A 22,206-nucleotide genomic window follows, 5' to 3' on the forward strand; every position below is an offset into this window, starting at 1 on the left:
GGAGGCGGGGCTGTCGCCCGGCCTCAGCTTTCCTTGAAGCGATAGCCGACGCCGTACAAGGTCTCGATCATGTCGAAGTTCGTGTCGACGACCTTGAATTTTTTCCGCAGCCGCTTGATGTGGCTGTCGATCGTCCGGTCGTCCACGTAGACCTGATCGTCGTAGGCCGCATCCATCAGGGCGTTCCGGCTCTTCACGACGCCGGGGCGGTGAGCGAGCGCCTGCAGGATCAGGAACTCGGTGACCGTCAGGGTCACCGGCTCGCCCTTCCAAGTGCAGGTGTGGCGCTCGGGGTCCATCATCAGCAGGCCGCGCTCCAGCGAGCGGGCGGCGGCGTCCGCCTCGCGGGCCGGCGCACCCGGCCCCTCCTTCGGGGCGAAGCGCCGCAAAACGGCCTTCACCCGCTCAACGAGGAGGCGTTGCGAGAACGGCTTATGGATGAAATCGTCGGCGCCCATCTTGAGGCCGAACAGCTCGTCGATCTCCTCGTCCTTCGACGTCAGAAAGATCACGGGAAGGTCCGACTTCTGCCGCAGGCGTCGCAGAAGCTCCATCCCGTCCATGCGCGGCATCTTGATGTCGAAGATGGCAAGGTCCGGCGGCGAGTGCCGGAGGCCATCGAGGGCCGAGGCGCCGTCCGTGTAGGTCTGGATGCGATAGCCTTCCGTCTCGAGGGCGATCGAGACGGAGGTCAGGATATTTCGGTCGTCGTCAACGAGGGCGATGGTCGGCATGCGCGTTCCCTACTGAACGGAGGCGGTGCGAGCTTTGGACCTGGCCGCTTTTCCGGCTCCGGCCCCTGTCGATCAGGGCAGGCAAAGACACGAACGCGACCACTCGCCCGCGGCGGGGTCCGTTTCGCGCGGTAAAGTGGGAGCTTTATAGGCATCGTTCGAAAAAAGCGAGCGCTCGGCGTAGCTTGGCCGTAAGCGGCCAACAGGTCGCGGGCCCTGGGGCTCGTGCGTGGCACCGGCTTGTCGCTATGATCACGCTCGTGCCGGTGCGATGTCCGGCCGTGAACAGGCGCGGGGAGCGGAATGGACGAGACGCCAGGGGGAGTGGAGCCGCAGGGCGAACGACGCGGCCCGGCCCAGCCGCTTTCGGCCGCCGAGGCGCCCTTCGACGCGATCGGCCTCGCGCGACACCTTCTGCGCAGCATTCGGTCCGGCGCATTGGCGACGCTCGACGCCCAGGATGGAGTGCCGTTCGCGTCCCTCGTCACCATCGCGACCGATGTCGACGGCACACCCCTGATGCTGCTCTCACGGCTCTCGGCCCATACTCGCAACCTCCTGGCCGATCCGCGCTGCTCGATTCTCTTCAGCCAGGGCGGCAAGGGCGATCCGCTGGCCCATCCTCGCCTGACCGTCACGGGGCGGGCCAGCCGGATAGACGAGCCAAGGGTCCGCGAACGCTTCCTCGCCCGCCACCCGAAGGCGAAGCTCTATGCGGACTTCCCGGATTTCGGTTTCTTTGCCCTCACGCCGGAGGCTGGCCACCTGAACGGCGGCTTCGCCAAGGCCGCGACCCTGACAGCCTCAGAACTCCTGCTCGATCTGGCCGGCGCGGAGGGCGTCGTCGCAGGCGAGCGCGGCGCTGTCGAGCACATGAACCAGGACCACGTCGACGCGCTCGCGCTCTACGCTGCGGCGACCGGCGAGGGGGAGGGCGCATGGCGCCTGACCGGCCTCGATCCCGAGGGCATGGACCTCATGGTCGGCGAGCGGACCGCCCGCGTCACGTATCCGGAGCCGGTCCGCGACATGGGCGCGCTGCGAAAATCGCTCGTGGCGATGGCGGCACAGCTCCGTCAGGGCGCCTGAGGCCGAACCATCCGCACAGGCCACGCCGCTCGCCCGGCCCGTCCCCGCTTGGAGTTGACCCGCGGCGCTGCTATCTGCGCCCTCAACGCTTCCTGACATGAGACGGTGCGCGTGCGGTCGCTTGCGGGCGACTTCTGCGGCGCCGGAGATATGCCCCGATGACCGTGTCCCCGATCGACAATATCCGCAACTTCTCGATCGTTGCCCATATCGACCACGGCAAATCGACCCTTGCCGACCGCCTGATCCAGGCGACCGGCACCGTCGCGCTGCGCGATATGAGCGAGCAGATGCTCGACTCGATGGACATCGAGCGCGAGCGCGGCATCACCATCAAGGCCCAGACCGTTCGCCTCGAGTACAAGGCGCAGGACGGGAAGGACTACATCCTCAACCTGATGGACACGCCCGGCCACGTGGATTTCGCCTACGAGGTGTCCCGCTCGCTCGCGGCCTGCGAAGGCTCGCTCCTCGTCGTCGACGCGAGCCAGGGCGTCGAGGCGCAGACGCTGGCCAACGTCTACCAGGCCCTCGACGCCAACCACGAGATCGTCCCGGTCCTCAACAAGATCGACCTGCCCGCGGCCGAGCCCGACCGAGTCAAGGAGCAGATCGAGGAGGTGATCGGGATCGATGCTTCGGAGGCGGTACCGATCTCGGCCAAGACCGGGCTCAATATCGAGGCCGTGCTCGAGGCGATCGTCACGCGCCTGCCCCCGCCGAAAGGCGACCGAAGCGCGCCTCTCAAGGCGCTGCTCGTCGACAGCTGGTACGATGTCTATCTCGGCGTCGTCGTCCTCGTGCGCATCGTCGACGGCGTGCTCAAGAAGGGCATGACCATCCGGATGATGGGCGCGGATGCGGTTCACGGCGTCGATCGCATCGGCGTGTTCCGGCCGAAGATGGCCGAGATCGGCGAACTCGGCCCCGGCGAGGTCGGCTTCTTCACCGGCTCGATCAAGGAGGTCGCGGACACCCGTGTCGGCGACACCATCACGGAGGACAAGCGCCCGACGAGCGGCATGCTCGCCGGCTTCAAGGACGTGCAGGCGGTGGTATTCTGCGGCCTGTTCCCCGTGGATGCCGCGGAATTCGAGAACCTGCGCGGCGCCATGGGCAAGCTGCGCCTCAACGATGCGAGCTTCTCCTACGAGATGGAGACCTCGGCAGCCCTCGGCTTCGGGTTCCGCTGCGGCTTCCTCGGGCTTCTCCACCTGGAGATCATCCAGGAGCGCCTTGAGCGCGAGTTCAATCTCGACCTGATCTCGACGGCACCGAGCGTGGTCTACAGGCTCAACATGTCGGACGGCTCCATGCGCGAGCTTCACAATCCGGCGGACATGCCCGACGTGATGAAGATCGCCTCGATCGAGGAGCCCTGGATCCGAGCCACCATCCTGACGCCCGATGAGTATCTGGGCGGCGTGCTCAAGCTGTGCCAGGACCGGCGCGGCGTCCAGATCGATCTGAACTATGTCGGCAAGCGCGCCATGGTTGTCTACGACCTGCCCTTGAACGAGGTGGTGTTCGACTTCTACGACCGCCTGAAGTCGATCTCGAAGGGCTACGCCTCGTTCGACTACCACCTCTCGGATTACCGGGAGGAGGACCTCGTCAAGATGTCCATCCTCGTCAATGCCGAGCCGGTCGACGCCCTGTCGATGCTCGTGCACCGGACCCGCGCCGAATCCCGCGGCCGCGCCATGTGCGAGAAGCTGAAGGACCTCATCCCCCGCCACCTGTTCCAGATCCCGGTGCAGGCCGCGATCGGCGGCAAGATCATCGCCCGCGAGACCATCCGGGCGCTGTCGAAGGACGTGACGGCCAAGTGCTACGGCGGCGACATCTCCCGCAAGCGCAAGCTCCTCGACAAGCAGAAGGAGGGCAAGAAGCGCATGCGCCAGTTCGGCAGGGTGGAGATCCCGCAGGAGGCCTTCATCGCGGCTCTGAAGATGGACGATTGAGACTCGCGAAGCCGCATGAAGGGCGCGACCTGTCGCGTCGGCATTTCCTTGACCGATCGCGCGCCCTCTGCGTCTATCAAGCCGACGGCCTCCGCGCCGCGTGATGGATCCTTGCGGCGGCCCGGGTCGAACCCGGAGGGCTCGGACGTGGAGGATTTCAAGGCGGACCTCCGGCGCCAGATGCGCGAGATCGACATCGCGACCGGCGCTGCGGCGGATGCCTGCCTTCCGGGCCTTCTGCGTCGCCTGAAGCATCACGAAGCCTGCCGCGGAAAGCCCGGCCTGCCGATCCTCAGGCTCTATCGGACCTGGCGCATCCGCCGGCTCAGCGCCGCGATCGCGGAGGCCCGCTGGCACGTGGAGCAGGGTCGGCTCGCACGCATGGGTGGTCTCGCCGGACGGCGCTGAAACCCAGGGGAGAGCGCGATCTGCGCGTTCGCCCAGAGGGGAGTAGCCCCGCACTGGCGCTCGCCTATAATGCGCCGCAATTCGAGCCCCGCACGAGCGAGAGCATGACGTCCCGCATCCCCGATTTCACGACGATCCCGTACGAGGCTGCGGCCATTGCCGCGCCGCCACAATTCGCGGGCGAGCCCTGGATGACCCCCGAGGGCATTCCCGTGAAGGGTCACTACGGTCCGGAGGATCGCGAGGGCATCGAATTCCTCCACACCTATCCGGGTCTGGCGCCTTACCTGCGTGGCCCCTACCCGACCATGTACGTGACGCAGCCCTGGACGATCCGGCAATATGCGGGGTTCTCGACGGCGGAGGATTCGAACGCCTTCTACCGGCGGAACCTCGCGGCCGGGCAGAAGGGGCTCTCGGTCGCCTTCGACCTCGCCACGCACCGTGGCTACGATTCCGATCACCCGCGCGTCTCGGGCGATGTCGGCATGGCGGGTGTCGCGATCGATTCGATCTACGACATGCGCACGCTGTTCTCCGGCATCCCCCTCGACGAGATGACCGTGTCGATGACGATGAACGGCGCGGTTCTGCCGATCCTCGCCCTCTACATCGTGGCGGCCGAGGAGCAGGGCGTGCCGTCGCAGAAGCTCGCCGGTACCATCCAGAACGATATCCTCAAGGAGTTCATGGTCCGCAACACCTATATCTATCCGCCGAAGGGGTCGATGCGGATCATCTCGGACATCTTCGGCTATACGTCGCAGAACATGCCGAAGTTCAACTCGATCTCGATCTCCGGCTACCACATGCAGGAAGCCGGGGCGACGAACGACCTCGAACTCGCCTACACGCTCGCCGACGGCGTCGAGTACATCAAGGCCGGCCTCGCGGCGGGCCTGACGATCGACCAGTTCGCGCCGCGCTTGTCGTTCTTCTGGGCCATTTCCACGAACTTCTTCATGGAGATTGCCAAGATGCGGGCCGCGCGCCTGATCTGGGCGAAACTCGTCAAGGACTTCGAGCCGACGTCCGACAAATCGCTGCCGCTGCGGACGCACAGCCAAACGAGCGGCTGGTCTCTCACCGCGCAGGACGTCTTCAACAACGTCACCCGCACCTGCATCGAGGCGATGGCGGCGACGCAGGGGGGCACACAGTCTTTGCACACCAACGCGCTCGATGAAGCGCTCGCGCTCCCGACCGACTTCTCTGCCCGGATCGCCCGCAACACTCAGCTCTTCCTGCAGCAGGAATCGGGCACGACGCGCATCGCCGATCCCTGGGGCGGTTCCTACTACGTCGAGCGCCTGACCCAGGACATCGTCACCCGCGCCTGGGAGCATATCCGCGAGGTCGAGTCGCTCGGCGGGATGGCCAAGGCGATCGAGGCGGGCATCCCGAAGCTGCGCATCGAGGAAGCGGCGGCGCGCGCGCAGGCCAGGATCGATTCAGGCCGGCAGACGATCGTCGGCGTCAACAAGTTCAAGCCCGAGGACGACCGCGCCATCGAGCTTCTGCGGGTCGACAACGGCAATGTCCGCACCCTGCAGATCGACAAACTGAAGCGGCTGCGCGCCGAGCGCAACGAGGCGGACGTGCGAAGCCGGCTCGACACATTGACAAAGGCGGCGGACGGCGAGGGCAACCTCCTGGCTCTCGCGGTCGAAGCCGCCCGGGCGAAGGCCACGGTCGGCGAGATCTCGGAGGCGTTGGAGAAGGCCTGGGGCCGACACCGGGCGGAGATTCGGTCGATCTCGGGAGTCTACAAGCGCGAGGTGGGTGGCATGTCGCCGGTGGTCGAAGAGGTCCGCAAGCTCGTCGAGGCTTTCGAGGAGAATGACGGACGCCGCCCCCGCATCCTCGTCGCCAAGATGGGCCAGGATGGGCATGACCGCGGCCAGAAGGTCATTGCCTCCGCCTTCGCGGATCTCGGCTTCGACGTGGATATCGGCCCGCTCTTCGCCACGCCCGCGGAGGCTGCCCGTCAAGCTGTCGAGAACGACGTGCACATCGTTGGTGTGTCCTCGCTCGCCGCCGGTCATCTCACACTGGTGCCGGAACTCCGGGCCGCGCTCGCCGAGGCCGGACGCGACGATGTGATGATCGTCATCGGGGGCGTGATCCCACCCGGGGATTATCCGGCACTCTACGAAGCCGGCGCCTCGGCGATCTTTCCGCCGGGCACCGTCATCGCGGATGCGGCCGTGAAACTGATCGCGGAATTGAACGACCGACTGGGCTACGTTGCGCGCCAGGCGGCCGAATAGGCGGACGGCGCGAGACCGGCAGGTCCTCTCGGTCCTGCGATCTCGCGCCAAACTCGCTCAGGCAGCCTTGGCGAAATCCTCCGTCGGGGAGGAAGGGACTTCGTCGGTGTGGACCTCGAACTTCGCGAGGAGCGCAGAGCCGAAGCTCGTCGAAATCGCGACGTCGGTCGCGTCGCGTCCGTGGGCCATCACGATACGGCCGATCCGGGGTTTGTTGTGGCGGGCATCGAACGTGTACCAGCGCGGGCCGTCCGGTCCGTCGAGATAGACCTCGAACCAGGCCGAGAAATCCATCGGGTCCGGCACCGACGCAATGCCGATATCGCCGAGATACCCGGTGCAGTAGCGAGCCGGGATGTTCATGCAACGGCAGAACGTGACCGCCAGATGCGCGAAGTCGCGGCAGACGCCGCGCTGCTGATGATAGCCGTCGAAGGCCGTCCGGGTAGCATCCGCCTCCTGATAATTGAACGTGATGCGTTCGTGGACGAAGTCGACGATCGATTGCACCCGCGCCCAGCCCTCGGGCGTAGTGCCGAAGAGGGACCAGGCGGTCTCGGAGAGCTTGTCGGTGTCGCAGTAGCGCGAGCCGAGGAGAAAGACGAGCACACCGTCGGGTAGGTCCTGGACGGGAATCTGCTTAGCCTCGGGCGCGATGTCGTCCGACCGGCCGGTGTCCTGGATGGTGAAATCAGCCGACATCGTGATGCGGCCACCGGGTGCGACGAGCCGCGTGCAGACATTGCCGAAATCGTCGAGGTACTGGCTGGTGGGCACCGGCGGGTCGATGCTGATGGTATCGGGCGTCACGAGGTCGCCCGTGCGTGACGGATGCACGCTCAGCATCAGGTTCATCGGGATCGGCCCGAGGGTGTCGAAGGCGATGGAATATCCCGTCCGGATCAGCATGGTCTCGTCCACGGCGTCGCAAGATGAGTGGCGGGAAAGTCGCCGCGCGTTCGTTCGTTCCCGCGCTGCATCCAAATCGGGGCCATTCGGCTGCTCAAATATCTTGCAGTGCAGCAGTCCGCTGAGGCTGCAACCGCAAGCCTGCGGATCATCGCCGACGCCAGACCCTACCGGGCGTCGAGTCCGGCACGACCGCACACCAGGAGGTCGCGCCGGACCGTGCGCTCGCCAGTGTCTCTGCAAAAATCGGCCAGCGCCGCTCACGGCGCGAGCGACGCTTCCAGCAATCTCGGGTCCATGGCGGACAGCGCGATCAGGGGTGGGGGCATTGCGACGCCGGCGCGGCGCATCTCCTGAGCCACCGCTCGGCAAGTCCGAAGGTCATTCGTGTCTGCCGCCGCATCCGCCCTTGCGACAGCCTCGGGTGAAGGTTTCGGAGCGCTCGGCGCGGTGGGAGCCGCAGGCTTGTCGGATTTCGGAGCGGCCTGTGTATCCTTTTGCGTAGTGCCCTGCGGGCCTGCGGCACCGGGGCCGGCATTCGAGATCGGCCCGCTTTGGCCGGATTCCTTCTGAGGAGCCCCTGCTTCGCCGGGTTTCGGGACCGGCTTATCCTGCGACGGTGCCTGCACCGCCGTCGCCGTCTGAGGAGGTGGCGTGCTGGCATCGGCTTGTGCCGCGGGCGGATGCAGGAAGGCCATCAGTTCCCGGCAGAGGTTCGCCGGCCGACCGGAGCCGGACCCTGCCGCGTTCTCCATCGGAGGCGCGGCGCGCGGTTGCGAGGTTTGCCCGAAGGCGGCAGCCGGCAGAACGAGAGCAAATCCCAGTACGGTCAATCTTGCGGAGAAACCCGACTGCATCGTCCAACCTCTTTTCGGGGCGCCGCACTGCAGCAAGCCCAGTTTTAGGGGCCAACGACGTCCGTTCCAGGGCGTTCCCGGCGCGCCTCTTCGAGATTGGACGCGTCGACGGCGATCCGGTCATCGTCGGATTCGCCGGCGATCGACGCATCGAGCGAGAACGCGCTTCAGATTCGGGTGACGCTGCCGCTCGCCAGGGCGTAGCTGTCATCGACGGTGATGCCTGTTCGTCGCCGTCGCGGGCATGCGCCTGCACAGGCGGCGCGGCCGGGCGCTCGGGGCGGTCTCGATTCTCGTCTTAAGTCACGATCGGCACGATGAAGGAGTCGCCGTCGCCTTCAGTATGTCCGTGTGACAGGCAATTCAGCCATGGGGCACGTCAGAACGCGCGGAAGCATGATGGGATTTCCGACAGCCGTCGCGCCCAAATTTCCGAGATGGAATAAACCGGAAAATGTCTCGCGGGATAGGCGATACTTGCAGCATGTCCCGTTCGAAACCAGAGTGATAAGCCTCGCGCGACGGTCGATCGCTCTCCGGTTCCGCGATTCCCCCTACGACGACGCGCCAATGGTCAGCGGCGCCGGAGATCAGCGACGATACTGCCGTTGAAGGTGAGTGAGACGTCCATGGCCTCCGCCGCTTCAGATATCGGCCGCATGGCTCGCAAGTTGGCCAGCATCGCGTCCCTCACCGACGCGGAGCGGCAGGCCATCGAGGCGTTGCCTCTCACGGTGCGGATTTTCGAACCCGGTGAAGACATTGTCCGCGACCGGGACAGGCCGTCCCATTGCTGTCTTCTGCTGTCCGGATGGGGATTCCGGTACAAGGTGCTGCCGGACGGCAAGCGGCAGATCCTCTCGTTCCATATTCCGGGAGACGTTCCAGACCTGCAAAGCCTGCACCTCCAGGTGATGGATCACAGTCTCGGGGTGACCACGACGAGTAGCGTCGGCCTCATTCCGCACGAGGCCCTGCGCGAGATGACGCGGCGCTTTCCCGGCGTTGCCGCCATCATGTGGCGGGATACGCTGATCGACGCTGCCATCTTCCGCGAATGGATGACGGGGATCGGCCGCCGCACGGCGCATGGCCGGATCGCCCACATGCTCTGCGAACTCTACCTGAGGCTTCACGCGGTCGGCCTCGCGGAGGGTTTCCGCTGCGATTTGCCGATCACGCAAATCGACATCGGCGACGCGCTCGGCCTCTCGAACGTGCACGTGAACCGGGTTCTGCAGGATCTTAGGGGGCGCGGCCTGATCATGTTGCGCGGGCGCAGCCTCGCCATCGAAGACTGGAGCGCCCTGACGAAGGTGGCCGAGTTCGACCCAACCTACCTCCACCTCGTCCGACCGAGGGTGAACTGACGCGATGCCGCTCCTCGCTCGGTGGGATATCGCGGGCGAGCGCTTTCACGGAGCAGCCCGTCGCATCGTAGGGCGCGACGCTTGCACGAAGAACATCCGCAAATCATCCGGCGACGACCGGTCGCGCACGACAAACATTCTTCCGTGGTCAAGCTTACGAACTCCTGAGCGATCGGCGCGTTATCAGACCACTTCAGGTTTTCGATTGCAGGACGGACCATGACCAGTCGAATAATTCTAGGCTCCGCCATTTTGGCCGGCGCTCTCGCCTTCATCCCCGCGGCGGCGGACGCGCAGGGCTTCCGCGGCAACGCCCTCGGAGGCGGTTTCGCGGGCGGCGGTGCCGGAGGCAGCGTCGGCGGCGGATTCCGCGGCGGCGGTGCGGGCATCGGCGGCGGAGGCTTCCGCGGTGGCGGCGTGGGCATTGGCGGCGGTGGATTCCGCGGGGGCAGGGCCGGGATCGCCGGCGGCGGGTTCCAGGGACGCGGGTTCCAGGGCGGCGCGATCGCCAACCGCGGTTTCTACGGTGGCCGCGGATACGGTTACCGCCGCGGCTACGGCGGTTTCGGGCTGGGGTTGGGTCTCGGCCTGGCAGCGGGAGGCCTCGGATACGGCTACGGCGGCTACGGCTATGATAACGGCTATTACGGCGGTGGGTACGATGGTGGCTACGCCCCGGCCGGGTACGGTGCCTACGATTACGGTGCCGTTCCGGTCGAAACGGAAGTCGCTCCCGGTGGCGGCGACCAGACGGCCTATTGCGCGCAGCGCTTCCGTTCTTACGACCGCCGCAGCGGGACCTATCTTGGTTACGATGGTCAGCGGCATCCTTGCCCGTAAGGCCTCGTGAACTGAACTGAGAGCGCCTCGCAGGGAGACCCACGAGGCGCTCTCGTTCGTGCCGTCGCCGCGATCACGCGCCCAGTATCGTGTCGAGCAGGAGCTTGAGGTTCAGCGCGACGATCACCGCCGCGATTGCCCAGGACAGAAGCTTCAGCCAGAGCGGGATGACGAGTGGCCCCATCTTGCCGCGGTCCGACACGAACTGAACGAGTGGAATCACCGCGAACGGCAGCTGCATCGACAGCACGACCTGGCTGAGGACGAGGAGGCGAGCGGTGCCCTGCTCGCCATACAGCGCGGTCACCACGACCACGGGCACAATGGCGATCCCGCGCGTGACGAGGCGCCGAGCCCAATCAGGCAGACGAAGCCGCAGAAACCCCTCCATCACGATCTGCCCGGCAAGGGTCGCCGTCACGGTGGAGTTGAGCCCGGAGGCCAGCAGTGCCACCGCGAACAGCGTCGAGGCGAGACCGGCGCCGAGGAGCGGCGTCAGCAGGTCGTAGGCCTGCTCGATCTCCTGCACCTCGGTGCGCCCGCTCGCGTGGAAGACCGTCGCGGCCATGATCAGGATCGAAGCATTGACGAACAGCGCCAGCATCAACGCGACGGTGCTGTCGATCACCGCAAAGCGCAGAGCGGATTTGCGGCCCGGTTTGTCCCGCTGATAGGCGCGCGTCTGCACGATCGACGAGTGCAGGTACAGGTTGTGCGGCATCACGGTCGCGCCGATGATCCCGATGGCGATGTAGAGGGCAGCCGGGTTGGTGACGATTTCGGGCGACGGCAGGAAGCCCGCCAGCACGGCCTGAACCGGTGGGGCCGCGAGGGTGATCTGGATGCCGAAGCAGATGAAGATCACCGTGAGCAAAGCGATCACGAAGGCTTCCAGCGCGCGGAAGCCGCGTCGCATCAACAGCAGGATCAGGAAGACATCCAGCGCCGTGATGCTCGCTCCGAGGATCAGGGGAATGCCGAACAGAAGCTTCAGGGCAATCGCGGTGCCGATCACCTCCGCGAGGTCGCAGGCGATGATCGCAGCCTCGCAGACGAGCCACAGCACGAAACTGACGGGTCGCGGGTAGTGGTCGCGGCATGCCTGGGCGAGATCGCGCCCGGTGGCGATCCCGAGGCGCGCCGCGAGCGCCTGCAGGACGATCGCCATCAGGTTCGAGAGGAGGATGACGGCAAGCAGCGTGTAGCCGAACTGCGACCCACCGGCGATGTCGGTGGCCCAGTTGCCGGGGTCCATGTAGCCGACCGAGACCATGTAGCCCGGGCCAACGAACGCCAGCATCCGGCGAAACCACGTTCCGGTCGCGGGAACCGGGACGCTCGCGTTCATCCGGCCGAGGCTTGGCTCCGCGTCGGAGTCGCCGCCGAAGCGCCACGCCTGCTGCCGCTGCATGAAATTCACGTAAGGACCCACACCGAACCGATCGCCGCTCTATAGCATGTGCTATAATCGATACAAACAGCTAAGATGCTATTGCCGCACGGTCACCGGATGGAAGGCCTGAGCTCAGCGGATGAGGATCGATCGCTCCACGAAGGTCGTCACGGCAGCGATGTAGACCTCCACATCCGTTCGCCGCTTCCGGTACTTGCTGCGCTTCACGTACCAATCCTGCAGCAGCGGCTTGATCAGCGACGCCGTGAGGGACACGTCGCCGACGCGGAAGCGCCCCTGTGCGACGCCCCGTGCCAGCACATCGGCGAAGATCTGCTCCGTGGCGAGTTCGCTCTCGACTGCGATCCGCCGCGCGGAAGCCGGAAATCCCTTGGCCTCCATGTAGGCAAAGACGAACCAGGGCTGCATGTCCTCGGTCAGCCGGATATGCGTGGCGATGAGCCAGCGCAGATGCAGGACCGAATCGTTCTTCACCGCATCCGGAGCGTCCCGGAGCGCGGCTTCCGCGGTTGTGGCGACCTCCGTGAGGATCATGACCAGCAGGGTATTCTTGTTCTCGAAATAGGAATACAGGCCGCCCATGCTGAGGCCGGTGGCCTCGGCAAGGTCGCGCAAGGTGGTCTGATGAAAGCCTTTCTGCGCGGAGAGATGAAGCACCGCGCCGATGATCCGCGCGAGGTTCGCCGTGGCCACGTGCGACTTCTGCACGCGGATCGTCGCGCGATGGCGCGCGAGGATTCGCGCGCAGATCGGCTCGAGGGACGCCAAGTTCGGATCGTAGCGCCTGCCCCGCGCTTCGGCCGCGCCCGTCACCATGGCCTTCCCGGAACGTTCACGGCTTCCCCCGCGCTTCGAGCTGACATTCGCCGCAGCATTCTATTGCCGATCAGCGCCGACAGGTCTAGAAAACCGAGCGCTTGCTCGTTTTTCCGCGCGGAGGCCCGCGAATGGATTTCTCGGTCGATCCCCGCGTCGAAGACTATCGCAGGCGGATCGCGGCCTTCGTCGACCGCGCCCTGATTCCCCTGGAGAGCGATCCGGGCGCCTACGATCCGCACGGCAACATCGCCCTCGACGTCCTCGCGCGGATGCGCGAGCAGGCGCGCAGCGAGGGTCTCTGGTGCCTCCAGCTGAAACCGGAGACCGGTGGGGCCGGGCTCGACAAGGTTGGCATGGCGGTCTGCTACGAGGAGATGAACCGCTCGATCTTCGGGCCGGTCGTCTTCAATTCCGCCGCGCCCGATGACGGCAATATGATGCTCCTGGAGGCGGTGGGCACACCGGCTCAGAAGAGGCGCTGGCTCGCGCCCATCGTGGATGGCCGCACCCGCTCGGCCTTCGCCATGACCGAGCCGCATCCCGGCGGAGGCTCGGACCCGTCGATGATCCGCACCACGGCGCGGCGCGAGGGCGACACCTACGTGGTGACCGGGCAGAAGTGGTTCATCACCGGGGCTGAGGATGCCGGGCACCTCATCCTGGTCGCACGCACCTCGGACGATCCGCGGACCGGGCTTACGGCCTTCCTGTTCGACGCGGAACAGCCCGGCTGGGAGATCGTGCGCCGCATCGCCATCATGGGACCCGAGGAACATGGGGGCCATTGCGAGTTGCGCTTCGACGGACTCGAGATCCCGAGCGACAATGTCCTGATCGGTGAGGGCGCCGGCCTGAAGGTCACGCAGATCCGGCTTGGCCCCGCCCGGTTGACCCATTGCATGCGATGGCTCGGACTCTCGAAACGCTGCGTCGAGATCGCCCGGTCCTACGCGTCCGATAGGCATGGATTCGGCGTGCGCCTCGCCGACCGTGAGAGCATCCAGCTGATGCTCGGAGACCTCGCCATGCGCATCGAGGTCGGGCGTCTGCTCGTGATGAAGGCGGCCTGGGAGCTTGATCGCGGCGGCTTCGCCCGCAAGGAGGTCTCGATGGCGAAGATCCACGTCGCCAACCTGCTGCACGCGGCCGCCGACGTCGCGATCCAGATCAACGGCGCCCGGGGCTACTCCAAGGACACGGTACTGGAGTGGATCTACCGCTACGCCCGCCAGGCGCGCCTCGTCGACGGGGCGGACGAGGTCCACAAGATGGTACTGAACCGCTTCCTCGAGAAGGAAGAGCGGTCGTTCTGGCACTGGAACGTGCCGGACTCGGTCTAGGCGTGTTTCGCGAGCAATGGCGCGGGGAAGAGCGAGAGACATGTCGAATGGTGTCGTGATCGTTGCGGGCGTGCGGACGGCCATCGGGTCCTTCGGGGGATCGCTCGCCGCTGTGCCGCCGTCGCGCCTCGGGGCGCTCTGCGTCCGCGAGGCCCTGCGCCGAGCCGAGGTGCAAGGCGCCGAGGTCGGGCACGTCGTCTTCGGCAACGTCATCCCGACCGAGCCGCGCGATGCCTATCTGGCGCGGGTGGCGGCCCTGGAGGGCGGGATCCCACAGGAGGTTCCGGCGCTCACGGTCAACCGCCTGTGCGGTAGCGGCCTCCAGGCGGTGGTCTCGGCTGCGCAAGCCATTCTCCTCGGTGATGCCGCCATCGCGGTCGCGGGTGGCGCGGAGAGCATGAGCCGGGCACCCCACATTCTCACGGCCGCACGCACCGGACAGCGCATGGGCGATATGGTCGCGACCGATTACATGATCGGCGTCCTCACCGACCCCTTCGGCAACGGCCATATGGGCATCACCGCCGAGAACGTGGCCGCTCGCTACGACGTCTCGCGCGAAGCTCAGGATGCACTCGCGGCCGAAAGTCAGGGCCGGGCCCGCGCGGCGATCGCGGAGGGCCGATTCCGCGAGCAGATCCTGCCGGTCGAGGTCACGGTGCGGCGCGAGATCGTGGCATTCGACACGGACGAGCACCCGAAGGCGACCCGCGCGGAGGATCTGGCGACGCTGCGTCCCGCGTTCCGCAAGGACGGTTCGGTGACCGCGGGCAACGCCTCGGGCCTCAACGACGGCGCTGCTGCCCTCGTGTTGATGAGCGCCGAGCGAGCCGAGCGCGACGGGCGGACACCGCTCGCCCGGATCGTCGGCTATGCGCACGCAGGCGTGGATCCCTCGGAGATGGGCATGGGCCCGGTCCCGGCGGTTCGGCGTCTTTGCGACCGTACGGGCCTGACGGTCGGTGATTTCGATGTCATCGAGTCGAATGAGGCCTTCGCGGCACAGGCATGCGCCGTGTCACGCGATCTCGGTTTCGATCCGGCGCGGGTGAACCCGAACGGCGGCGCCATCGCGCTCGGACATCCGATCGGCGCCACCGGGGCGATCCTCACCGTCAAAGCGCTCTACGAGCTGCGCCGCAGTGAGGGGCGTTATGGTCTCGTGACGATGTGCATAGGCGGCGGACAGGGCATCGCGCTCGCCCTTGAGCGCCTGTCCTGATCGGTTGAGTGTGGGCGGCCCGACCTGTGCCGGACGAGCGTGGGCGGGACATGGACGGAAACGGTTGCGGTGATCCGCGCGAAGCGGATGCCGCCGGGAGGGCCGATGGCCGGGCTGTTCGATCTGGTTGACCGGCACGTGCTCGTCACGGGCGCTTCGAGCGGCCTCGGGCGTCACTTCGCCTTGCGCCTCGCGGAAGCCGGAGCGCGCATCACCGTCACGGCGCGCCGGGCTGACGCCCTTGCCGAGACCGTGGTACGGATCGAGGCCGCGGGTGGGCAGGCGAGAGCGGCGGTGATGGATGTCACCGATTCCATGACCGTCGAAGCGGCGCTCGACTTGGCGGAAGCCTCCTTCGGCCCGGTCGCGGTTCTGGTGAACAATGCCGGCGTCACGGTCACGCGGGCGGCCCTCGACCTCGAAGAGGACGAGTGGGATCGCGTCGTCGACACCAATCTCAAGGGGGTCTGGCTGATGGCGCAGGCCACGGCGCGCCGGATGGTGCGCACGGACACGCGCGGCAGCATCATCAACGTTGCGTCGATCCTCGGCCTTCGGGTTGCGGGCGGTGTTGCGCCCTACGCGGTGTCGAAGGCCGGCGTCGTGCAGCTCACCAAAAGCCTCGCGCTCGAATGGGCGCGCCACGGCATCCGGGTGAATGCCCTGGCGCCCGGCTACATCCGGACGGAGCTCAGCGGCGCATTCTTCGACACGGACGCCGGCAAGGCCCTGATCAAGCGCATCCCGCAGCGGCGCCTCGGGGAGGCCGGGGACCTCGACGGCGCGCTCCTGCTCCTTGCCTCGGATGCGGGCGGCTACATGACGGGCAGCGTGATCGCCATCGATGGCGGCCATCTGGTCTCGGGCCTGTGACCGTCGTGCGGATCAAGGAATGCCCGGCACCGGAGGGCTCCGCCCGTGCTGGATGACGATCGCCGCGAGGCTTTGCGCGCCTGGCTCGCACGGCAACTCGGTGCGGGCGAGGTCACGCTAACCGACGTCCAGCCGCTCGGCGGCGGCTCGATCCAGGAGAATTGGCGGATCGACTGCGTCGTGGCGGGCACACCGCGCCACTTCGTCCTGCGCAAGGATGCGGCGGCGACGATCGCGTCGAGCCGCAGCCGGTCCGAGGAATTCGCCATCCTGCAGGCGGCTCATCACGGCGGCGTGCGCGTGCCGGAGCCCGTCGGGTTCTGCCAGGACGAGACCGTCGTCGGAGCGCCCTTCGCTCTGATGGGCCTCGTCGACGGGGTCGCGCTCGGTCCGCGCGTTGCCAAGGATCTGAGCCTCGGCGGTGATCGGGAGCGGCTGGCTGAATGCCTCGGGCGGGAACTCGCCCGGATCCATCGGATACGCCTGCCCCGCGCAAACCTCGCCTTCCTGGGTGACCCCGAGCCAGACCCCGCGCGCGCCGAGATCGCCGTGCTCCGGGGTAAGCTCGATGCCCTCGGCGCGGCGCGCCCGGCACTCGAATGGGGCCTGCGCTGGGCCGACCGGCACGCTCCGGCTTGCTCCGTCCCCACCCTGACGCATCGCGACTTCCGGACCGGCAATTACATGGTCGACGCCGCGGGGCTAACCGCGATCCTCGATTGGGAGTTTGCGGGCTGGGGCGACCCGGTATCCGATCTCGGCTGGTTCTGCGCGGAGTGCTGGCGCTTCGGCCGGCCCGCGCTCGAGGCCGGGGGCATCGCCTCGCGCGCGGCCTTCTATCGAGGATACGAAGGGGAGGGCGGCGGGCCCATCGACAATGCCGCCGTGCGCTACTGGGAAATCGTCGCCCATCTGCGCTGGGCGGTAATCGCCCTCGAACAGGGGCAGCGCCATCTCTCGGGCGCCGCGTTCTCCCTCGAACTCGCCCTGACCGGGCGCATGGTCCCGGAACTCGAACGCGCAGTCCTGCGGGCGACAGACCCGAAGTTTTGGAGCGTCTGACCATGCAGGACGAACCATCGGGCGCTGAACTTCTCGACGTCGCTCGCCAGGTCCTGAGCCGGGAGATCGCCCCCACCCTGACGGGCCGCCCCCGCTATCTCGCCGCGATGGTGGCGAATGCCATCGGCATCGTCGCCCGCGAGATCGAGCATGGCGCCGCGATGCGCGATGCCTTGGCGCGGGCAGTGTCCCGGATCGATCCCGACGCCACGACGGCTGACCTCGCGGCCGCCATCCGGGCCGGCGGTCACGATGCCGATGCGGATCTCCACGCGGCGCTTGTCGAGGCTACCGAGACGGCCGCCGCCATCTGGAAGCCCCCGCCGCCCGGTCAGTGAGCGGGGGCGCTGGCATCCGGGGATCAACCCCGGCGCCGCGGGCGAGACGTTCGGGGAAACGAGGAAGCGCCATGGCCGGCAACACCGGGCACCCGTTCGAGACCGGGCTCGACAAGAATCGCGCGAACTTCGCGGCCCTCACCCCGCCGAGCTTCCTTGCCCGCGCCGCCGTGAGCTTCGGCGCCAGCGTCGCGGTGATCGACGACGAGCGGCGCATCACCTACGCGGAGCTCTACGACCGCTGCCGCCGTCTCGCCTCCGCGCTCGCCCGGCGCGGAATCGGGCGCCTCGAGACCGTGGCGATCCTCGCCCCCAATATCCCGGAGATGATCGAGGCGCATTTCGCCGTGCCGATGCTCGGCGCCGTGCTGAACCCGCTCAACACGCGCCTCGACGCGGCGACGCTGGCCTTCTCGCTGCGCCACGGCGAGGCGAAGGTGCTCATCGTCGATCGGGATTTCGCGCCCCTGGTCGCGCAGGTGCTGGCCCTTCTCGACGAACAGCCTCTGCTCGTCGAGGTCCCCGCTCCGGCGGCGGGCCCCGCGATCCTGGAGGCAATCGGCTACGAGGACTTGTTGCACGAGGGCGACCCATCCTACGATTGGCCGGGGCCCGACGACGAGTGGCAATCCCTCTGTCTCCTCTACACCTCGGGGACGACGGGCGATCCGAAGGGCGCCGTCTACAGCCATCGCGGGGCCTACCTTCAGGCGCTCGGCAACGCCGTCACTTTCGGGGTGAACCGGGAGAGCGTCTATCTCTGGACGCTGCCGATGTTCCATTGCAGCGGCTGGTCCTACCCCTGGGCCATGGTGGCAGCCGGCGGCACGCAGGTCTGCCTGCGCAAGGTCGAGCCCGCTCGAATCTTCCGCCTCATCGCCGAGCATGGCGTCACGCATCTCTGCGGCGCGCCGATCCTCCTCTCGATGCTGGTGCACGCGCCGGCGCAGGACCGCGTTCCCTTCCCGCAGACGGTTCGCTGTGCCACGGGCGGTGCCGCACCGACCTCGACGATCCTCCGGGCAATGGAGTCGATGGGATTTTCGGTCACGCACCTGTACGGGGCGACCGAGACCTACGGACCGGGCACGGCCAGCGTGGCGGTCGACGCCTGGGCGGATCTCACAGAGGCGGAACGCTACGAGCGGATGGCACGCCAGGGCGTGTCGCTGACGACCGTGGAGGAGTTGGCGGTCGTCGATCCCTCGGCCCTTGCGCCGATCCCGCAGGACGGGCGCACGATCGGGGAGATCGCGATGCGCGGCAATACCGTGATGAAGGGATACCTCAAGAACCCCGACGCCACCGCCCGGACGCTCACGGGCGGCTGGTACCTGTCGGGCGATCTCGCGGTTTGGCATCCGGACGGCGCGGTCGAGATCAAGGACCGCGCCAAGGACATCATCATCTCGGGCGGCGAGAACATCTCGAGTCTCGAGGTCGAGGAAGTCCTCTCGCGCCACCCCGCCGTCATGCTCGCCGCGGTCGTCGCCCGCCCCGACGTTACCTGGGGCGAGACGCCCTGTGCGTTTCTCGAGCTCAAGCCGAGTGGTCCCGGCGCGACGGAAGCCGAGATCGTCGCCTTCTGCCGCGAGCACCTCGCGCGCTTCAAGGTGCCGAGGACGATCGTGTTCGGGCCGCTGCCGAAGACAGCCACCGGCAAGATCCAGAAGTTCGTGCTGCGCGAGCAGGCGCAGGCGATCGAGCCGGCCGCAAAGGCCTAGACCGCAAGGACCGGCTCGGCCGCCTCCGCCCGCTTGCGCCGAAAGCTCGCGGCAGCCTCCTCGGAGCGCCAGCACGCCGCCAGATGGGACGGACCGGCCGCGGCGAGCGGCGGCTCCTCTCGACGGCACCGCTCCTCGGCAAGGAAGCAACGCGGCGCGAACGGGCAACCCGGCGGCCGGTTCGCGAGGTCGGGCGGGCTTCCCGGAATCGTGTCGAGCCGCGCACCCTTGGCGAGCGCCCCGTCCGCACGGCTGCGCAGCAGGCCGATCGTGTAGGGATGATGCGGATCGAGAACGATCTGCCGCGCCGTCCCGGTCTCGACGATGCGGCCCGCATACATCACGGCGATCCGGTCCGCGACCTCGACGGCCGCCCCGAGATCGTGGGTGACGAAGATGGTCGAGAGGCCGAGCTCCGCCTGCAGCTCCCGCAGGAGCAGCAGGATCTGGATCTGCACGGTCGCGTCGAGGGCCGTGGTGGGCTCGTCGGCGAGCAGGACCTCGGGGCGGCAGGCCAAGGCCAGGGCGATCATCGCGCGCTGGCGCATGCCCCCGGACATCTCGTGCGGGTAGGCGTCGAGACGGCGCTCCGGGCTCGGAATGCGCACGCGCTCGAACATCTTCAGGGCGCGGACGCGAGCCTGGCCTGCGCTGACGCCCTCGTGTCGGCGGATCGATTCCGTGATCTGCTGGCCCACCGTGTAGACGGGATCGAAGGCAAGCAGAGGTTCTTGAAAGATCATCGAGACCGTTCCGCCGCGAAAGGCGGAGAGCTCCCGCTTCGACATGGTGAGGACGTCGCGTCCGGCCGCTTGGATACGGCCCTCGATGCGGCTGCGCTTCTCCGAATGGAGACGCAGGATGGCCCGCAGGGTCACGCTCTTGCCCGACCCCGATTCTCCGATCAGCGCGAGAGCCTGGCCCTTCTCCAGCACCAGATCGACGCCGTCCACGGCGCGCACGGCACCGAAGGTGACCTTGAGGTTCTCGATGGCGACCGCGGCGTTCATGCGGCCCTCGCGACGCTGAGGGAATGGCCCGAATTCGGCTGGCGCGCGAGGCAGGCCGCGCGGTGCGCCGGAGCCACGGGATCGAGCGGCGGCTCGGTCTCGGCGCAGACCGCCTCGGCGATGCGGCAGCGCGGATGGAAGCGGCAGCCCGGCGGCGGATCGATCGGGTTCGGAGGATCGCCCGCGAGCAGCGCCTCCTGCGTGCGCCGATCCGGGTCGAGGGAGGGCATGGAGGCGAGGAGGGCCTCCGTGTAGGGATGCGAGGGCCGCGACAGGACCGTGTCGGCGGGTCCGATCTCGGCGACGCGGCCGAGATACATCACCATCACGCGGTCGCAGATGAAGCGGACCACGTTGAGATCGTGGCTGATGAACAGGTAGGTGAGGCCGAATTCCTGCTTGAGGTCGAGGAGGAGGTTCAACACCTGCGCCTCCACCGACTTGTCGAGCGCGGAGACCGCCTCATCCAGGACGATGAGGCGCGGCTCGAGCGCAAGGGCGCGGGCGATGTTCACGCGCTGGCGCTGGCCGCCGGACAATTCGTGCGGATAGCGGCCGCCGAAGCGTTTCGGCTCGAGGCCGACGCGGGCGAGGAGGCCGCGCGAGCGCTCGGCGGCCTCGCGCGCGCCGATCCCGTTCACCCGCGGGCCGAAGCTGATCGAGGCCTCGATCGTCATGCGCGGGTTGAGCGAGGCGTAGCTGTCCTGAAACACCATCTGGGTCTGGCGACGGAAGCTGCGCCACGGGAGGGCGCGGCCACCAACCGACTCTCCGTCGAACAGGATGTCGCCGGAATCACGCTCGGTCAGGCCCATCAGCAGGCGCGCCGTGGTCGACTTGCCGCAGCCGGACTCGCCGACGATGCCGAGGGTCTCACCCTTCAGAGCCTCGAAGCTGACGCCGTCGACGGCGCGCACCGCGCGGCCTTTCTTCTCGCCGAAACCCTTCCGGATGGGGAAGTGCTTGACGAGGTCGGTGACGCTGAGCAGCGGTTGGGCCGGACCGCCACGGTCGCGGGGATCGATCACACCGACGCTCATTGGCGGATCTCCATCGCGGATCGCAATCCGTCTGAGAACAGGTTGAACGAGATCGAGACGATGAAGATCGCGAAGCCCGGCAGGGCCGCCACCATCGGGTTGACGTAGATCGCGGTGCGCAGCGTGTTGAGCATCAAGCCCCATTCGGGTTCGGGTGGACGCACTCCGAGGCCGAGGAACGACAGGCCGGAGGCGAGGATCATCGACACGCTGATCAGGCTCGTGGCGTAGACGAAGATCGGGCCGAGGACGTTGCCGAGCACCTGCACCCGCACGATGGTGAAGGCGGAAGCCCCCGAGAGCTTGGCCGCGTCGACGTAGTCGCGCGCCCGGATCTGCGTCGTGACGCTCTCGGCGACGCGCGCGATCTGGGGCACGAACACGCAGGTGAGCGACACGATGGCATTGAAGATGCCCGCCCCCAGCGCACCCGACAGGGCAATCGCCAGGAGCACGGAGGGAAAGGCGAAGAACACGTCGATGGTCCGCATCAGGATCGTGTTAATCCAGCCGCCGGCGTAGCCCGCCAGGATCCCGAGGCTCGAGCCGACCACGAAGGCGATCAGAACCGGCGTCACCCCCATGAACAGGGAGAGGCGTCCGCCCACCATCAGGCGGCTCAGCATGTCGCGGCCGAGTTCGTCCGAGCCGAGCCAGTAGGTGGAATCACCGATGGGCCTGAGGCGCCGCAGCATCGATCCCTTGTAGGGATCCATCGGGGTGATCCAGGGCGAGAACAGGGCGACGCCCACGACCAGGAGGATCACGGCGGCGGCTGCGAGTGCCACCGGATCGCGGGAAAGCTTGTGGCCGACATGACGCCAGTAGCCCCGGGAGGGCACGTAGGCCTCGGGCGAGACGCTCGGAAGCGGCGTGCCCTCGGCGAGTGCCGTGACGGCGGCGGCGGTGATCGGTGCAGCCAT

General features: G+C 67.4%; 20 protein-coding genes. 12 read left to right on the plus strand and 8 right to left on the minus strand.

What is annotated here, in order from left to right; all coding sequences use genetic code 11:
* Window positions 1-23 precede the first annotated feature (23 nt).
* Complete coding sequence (locus F6X51_RS09910) at window positions 24-734, minus strand: response regulator transcription factor (protein ID WP_150963083.1); 711 nt, start codon at window positions 732-734, stop codon at window positions 24-26.
* 303 nt (window positions 735-1,037) lie between these two features.
* On the opposite strand from F6X51_RS09910, the gene F6X51_RS09915 reads away from it, so the two are divergent.
* The 4 genes from F6X51_RS09915 to scpA all read left to right on the plus strand — a co-directional run bounded on the left by F6X51_RS09915 (window position 1,038) and on the right by scpA (window position 6,465).
* Complete coding sequence (locus tag F6X51_RS09915) at window positions 1,038-1,823, plus strand: HugZ family pyridoxamine 5'-phosphate oxidase (RefSeq protein ID WP_150963085.1); 786 nt, start codon at window positions 1,038-1,040, stop codon at window positions 1,821-1,823.
* 158 nt (window positions 1,824-1,981) lie between these two features.
* On the plus strand, window positions 1,982-3,787 hold the full coding sequence (gene lepA, locus F6X51_RS09920; protein WP_150963087.1) for a translation elongation factor 4: 1,806 nt from the start codon (window positions 1,982-1,984) through the stop codon (window positions 3,785-3,787).
* 147 nt (window positions 3,788-3,934) lie between these two features.
* Window positions 3,935-4,195, plus strand: coding sequence for a hypothetical protein (locus F6X51_RS09925; protein WP_150963236.1), 261 nt, complete (start codon window positions 3,935-3,937; stop codon window positions 4,193-4,195).
* Window positions 4,196-4,299: 104 nt separating this feature from the next.
* On the plus strand, window positions 4,300-6,465 hold the full coding sequence (scpA, locus tag F6X51_RS09930; protein WP_150963088.1) for a methylmalonyl-CoA mutase: 2,166 nt from the start codon (window positions 4,300-4,302) through the stop codon (window positions 6,463-6,465).
* 57 nt (window positions 6,466-6,522) lie between these two features.
* Here scpA and F6X51_RS09935 read toward each other — a convergent pair whose 3' ends face one another.
* Both F6X51_RS09935 and F6X51_RS09940 read right to left on the minus strand, forming a co-directional pair.
* Complete coding sequence (locus tag F6X51_RS09935) at window positions 6,523-7,374, minus strand: transglutaminase-like domain-containing protein (protein WP_150963090.1); 852 nt, start codon at window positions 7,372-7,374, stop codon at window positions 6,523-6,525.
* Between the two features lie 260 nt (window positions 7,375-7,634).
* Entirely contained in the window at window positions 7,635-8,231 is a 597-nt protein-coding gene (locus tag F6X51_RS09940; protein ID WP_246696729.1) for a hypothetical protein, read from the minus strand.
* Window positions 8,232-8,860: 629 nt separating this feature from the next.
* Between F6X51_RS09940 and F6X51_RS09945 the strand changes: the two genes are divergently transcribed.
* Together F6X51_RS09945 and F6X51_RS09950 are read left to right on the plus strand one after the other, a co-directional pair.
* Entirely contained in the window at window positions 8,861-9,601 is a 741-nt protein-coding gene (locus F6X51_RS09945; protein ID WP_150963091.1) for a Crp/Fnr family transcriptional regulator, read from the plus strand.
* 219 nt (window positions 9,602-9,820) lie between these two features.
* Window positions 9,821-10,441: a BA14K family protein gene (locus F6X51_RS09950; protein ID WP_150963094.1), complete on the plus strand. Its 621-nt coding sequence runs from the start codon at window positions 9,821-9,823 to the stop codon at window positions 10,439-10,441.
* A 73-nt stretch (window positions 10,442-10,514) separates the two neighbouring features.
* Here the strand turns inward: F6X51_RS09950 and F6X51_RS09955 are convergent, their stop codons facing one another.
* Both F6X51_RS09955 and F6X51_RS09960 read right to left on the minus strand, forming a co-directional pair.
* On the minus strand, window positions 10,515-11,852 hold the full coding sequence (locus F6X51_RS09955) for an Nramp family divalent metal transporter (protein ID WP_150963096.1): 1,338 nt from the start codon (window positions 11,850-11,852) through the stop codon (window positions 10,515-10,517).
* Window positions 11,853-11,966: 114 nt separating this feature from the next.
* Complete coding sequence (locus F6X51_RS09960; protein WP_150963098.1) at window positions 11,967-12,671, minus strand: TetR/AcrR family transcriptional regulator; 705 nt, start codon at window positions 12,669-12,671, stop codon at window positions 11,967-11,969.
* Between the two features lie 131 nt (window positions 12,672-12,802).
* Between F6X51_RS09960 and F6X51_RS09965 the strand changes: the two genes are divergently transcribed.
* From F6X51_RS09965 to F6X51_RS09990, 6 genes are all read left to right on the plus strand, one after another.
* Window positions 12,803-14,014 carry an acyl-CoA dehydrogenase family protein gene (locus F6X51_RS09965; protein WP_150963100.1) on the plus strand — a complete coding sequence of 404 codons (1,212 nt, stop codon included), beginning with the start codon at window positions 12,803-12,805 and terminating at the stop codon, window positions 14,012-14,014.
* 40 nt (window positions 14,015-14,054) lie between these two features.
* Window positions 14,055-15,236, plus strand: a complete 1,182-nt coding sequence (locus F6X51_RS09970) for an acetyl-CoA C-acyltransferase family protein (protein ID WP_150963102.1) — start codon at window positions 14,055-14,057, stop codon at window positions 15,234-15,236.
* A gap of 105 nt (window positions 15,237-15,341) precedes the next feature.
* A complete protein-coding gene (locus F6X51_RS09975; protein WP_150963104.1) occupies window positions 15,342-16,109 on the plus strand; it encodes an SDR family NAD(P)-dependent oxidoreductase in 768 nt (255 codons plus the stop codon).
* A gap of 45 nt (window positions 16,110-16,154) precedes the next feature.
* On the plus strand, window positions 16,155-17,171 hold the full coding sequence (locus F6X51_RS09980) for a phosphotransferase family protein (protein WP_150963106.1): 1,017 nt from the start codon (window positions 16,155-16,157) through the stop codon (window positions 17,169-17,171).
* A gap of 2 nt (window positions 17,172-17,173) precedes the next feature.
* On the plus strand, window positions 17,174-17,509 hold the full coding sequence (locus F6X51_RS09985; protein ID WP_150963108.1) for a DUF6285 domain-containing protein: 336 nt from the start codon (window positions 17,174-17,176) through the stop codon (window positions 17,507-17,509).
* Between the two features lie 71 nt (window positions 17,510-17,580).
* A complete protein-coding gene (locus tag F6X51_RS09990; protein ID WP_150963111.1) occupies window positions 17,581-19,233 on the plus strand; it encodes an AMP-binding protein in 1,653 nt (550 codons plus the stop codon).
* Here F6X51_RS09990 and F6X51_RS09995 read toward each other — a convergent pair.
* Genes F6X51_RS09995 through F6X51_RS10005 form a run of 3 tightly spaced genes read right to left on the minus strand, consistent with a single transcriptional unit; the run spans window position 19,230 to window position 22,206 of the window.
* A complete protein-coding gene (locus F6X51_RS09995) occupies window positions 19,230-20,243 on the minus strand; it encodes an ABC transporter ATP-binding protein (protein ID WP_150963113.1) in 1,014 nt (337 codons plus the stop codon). The genes F6X51_RS09990 and F6X51_RS09995 overlap by 4 nt on opposite strands.
* A complete protein-coding gene (locus F6X51_RS10000; RefSeq protein WP_150963115.1) occupies window positions 20,240-21,283 on the minus strand; it encodes an ABC transporter ATP-binding protein in 1,044 nt (347 codons plus the stop codon). The genes F6X51_RS09995 and F6X51_RS10000 overlap by 4 nt, the downstream gene beginning before the upstream one ends.
* On the minus strand, window positions 21,280-22,206 hold the full coding sequence (locus F6X51_RS10005; RefSeq protein WP_150963117.1) for an ABC transporter permease: 927 nt from the start codon (window positions 22,204-22,206) through the stop codon (window positions 21,280-21,282). The genes F6X51_RS10000 and F6X51_RS10005 overlap by 4 nt, the downstream gene beginning before the upstream one ends.

It is taken from the genome of Methylobacterium planeticum (assembly GCF_008806345.1).
Lineage (GTDB): Bacteria > Pseudomonadota > Alphaproteobacteria > Rhizobiales > Beijerinckiaceae > Methylobacterium > Methylobacterium planeticum.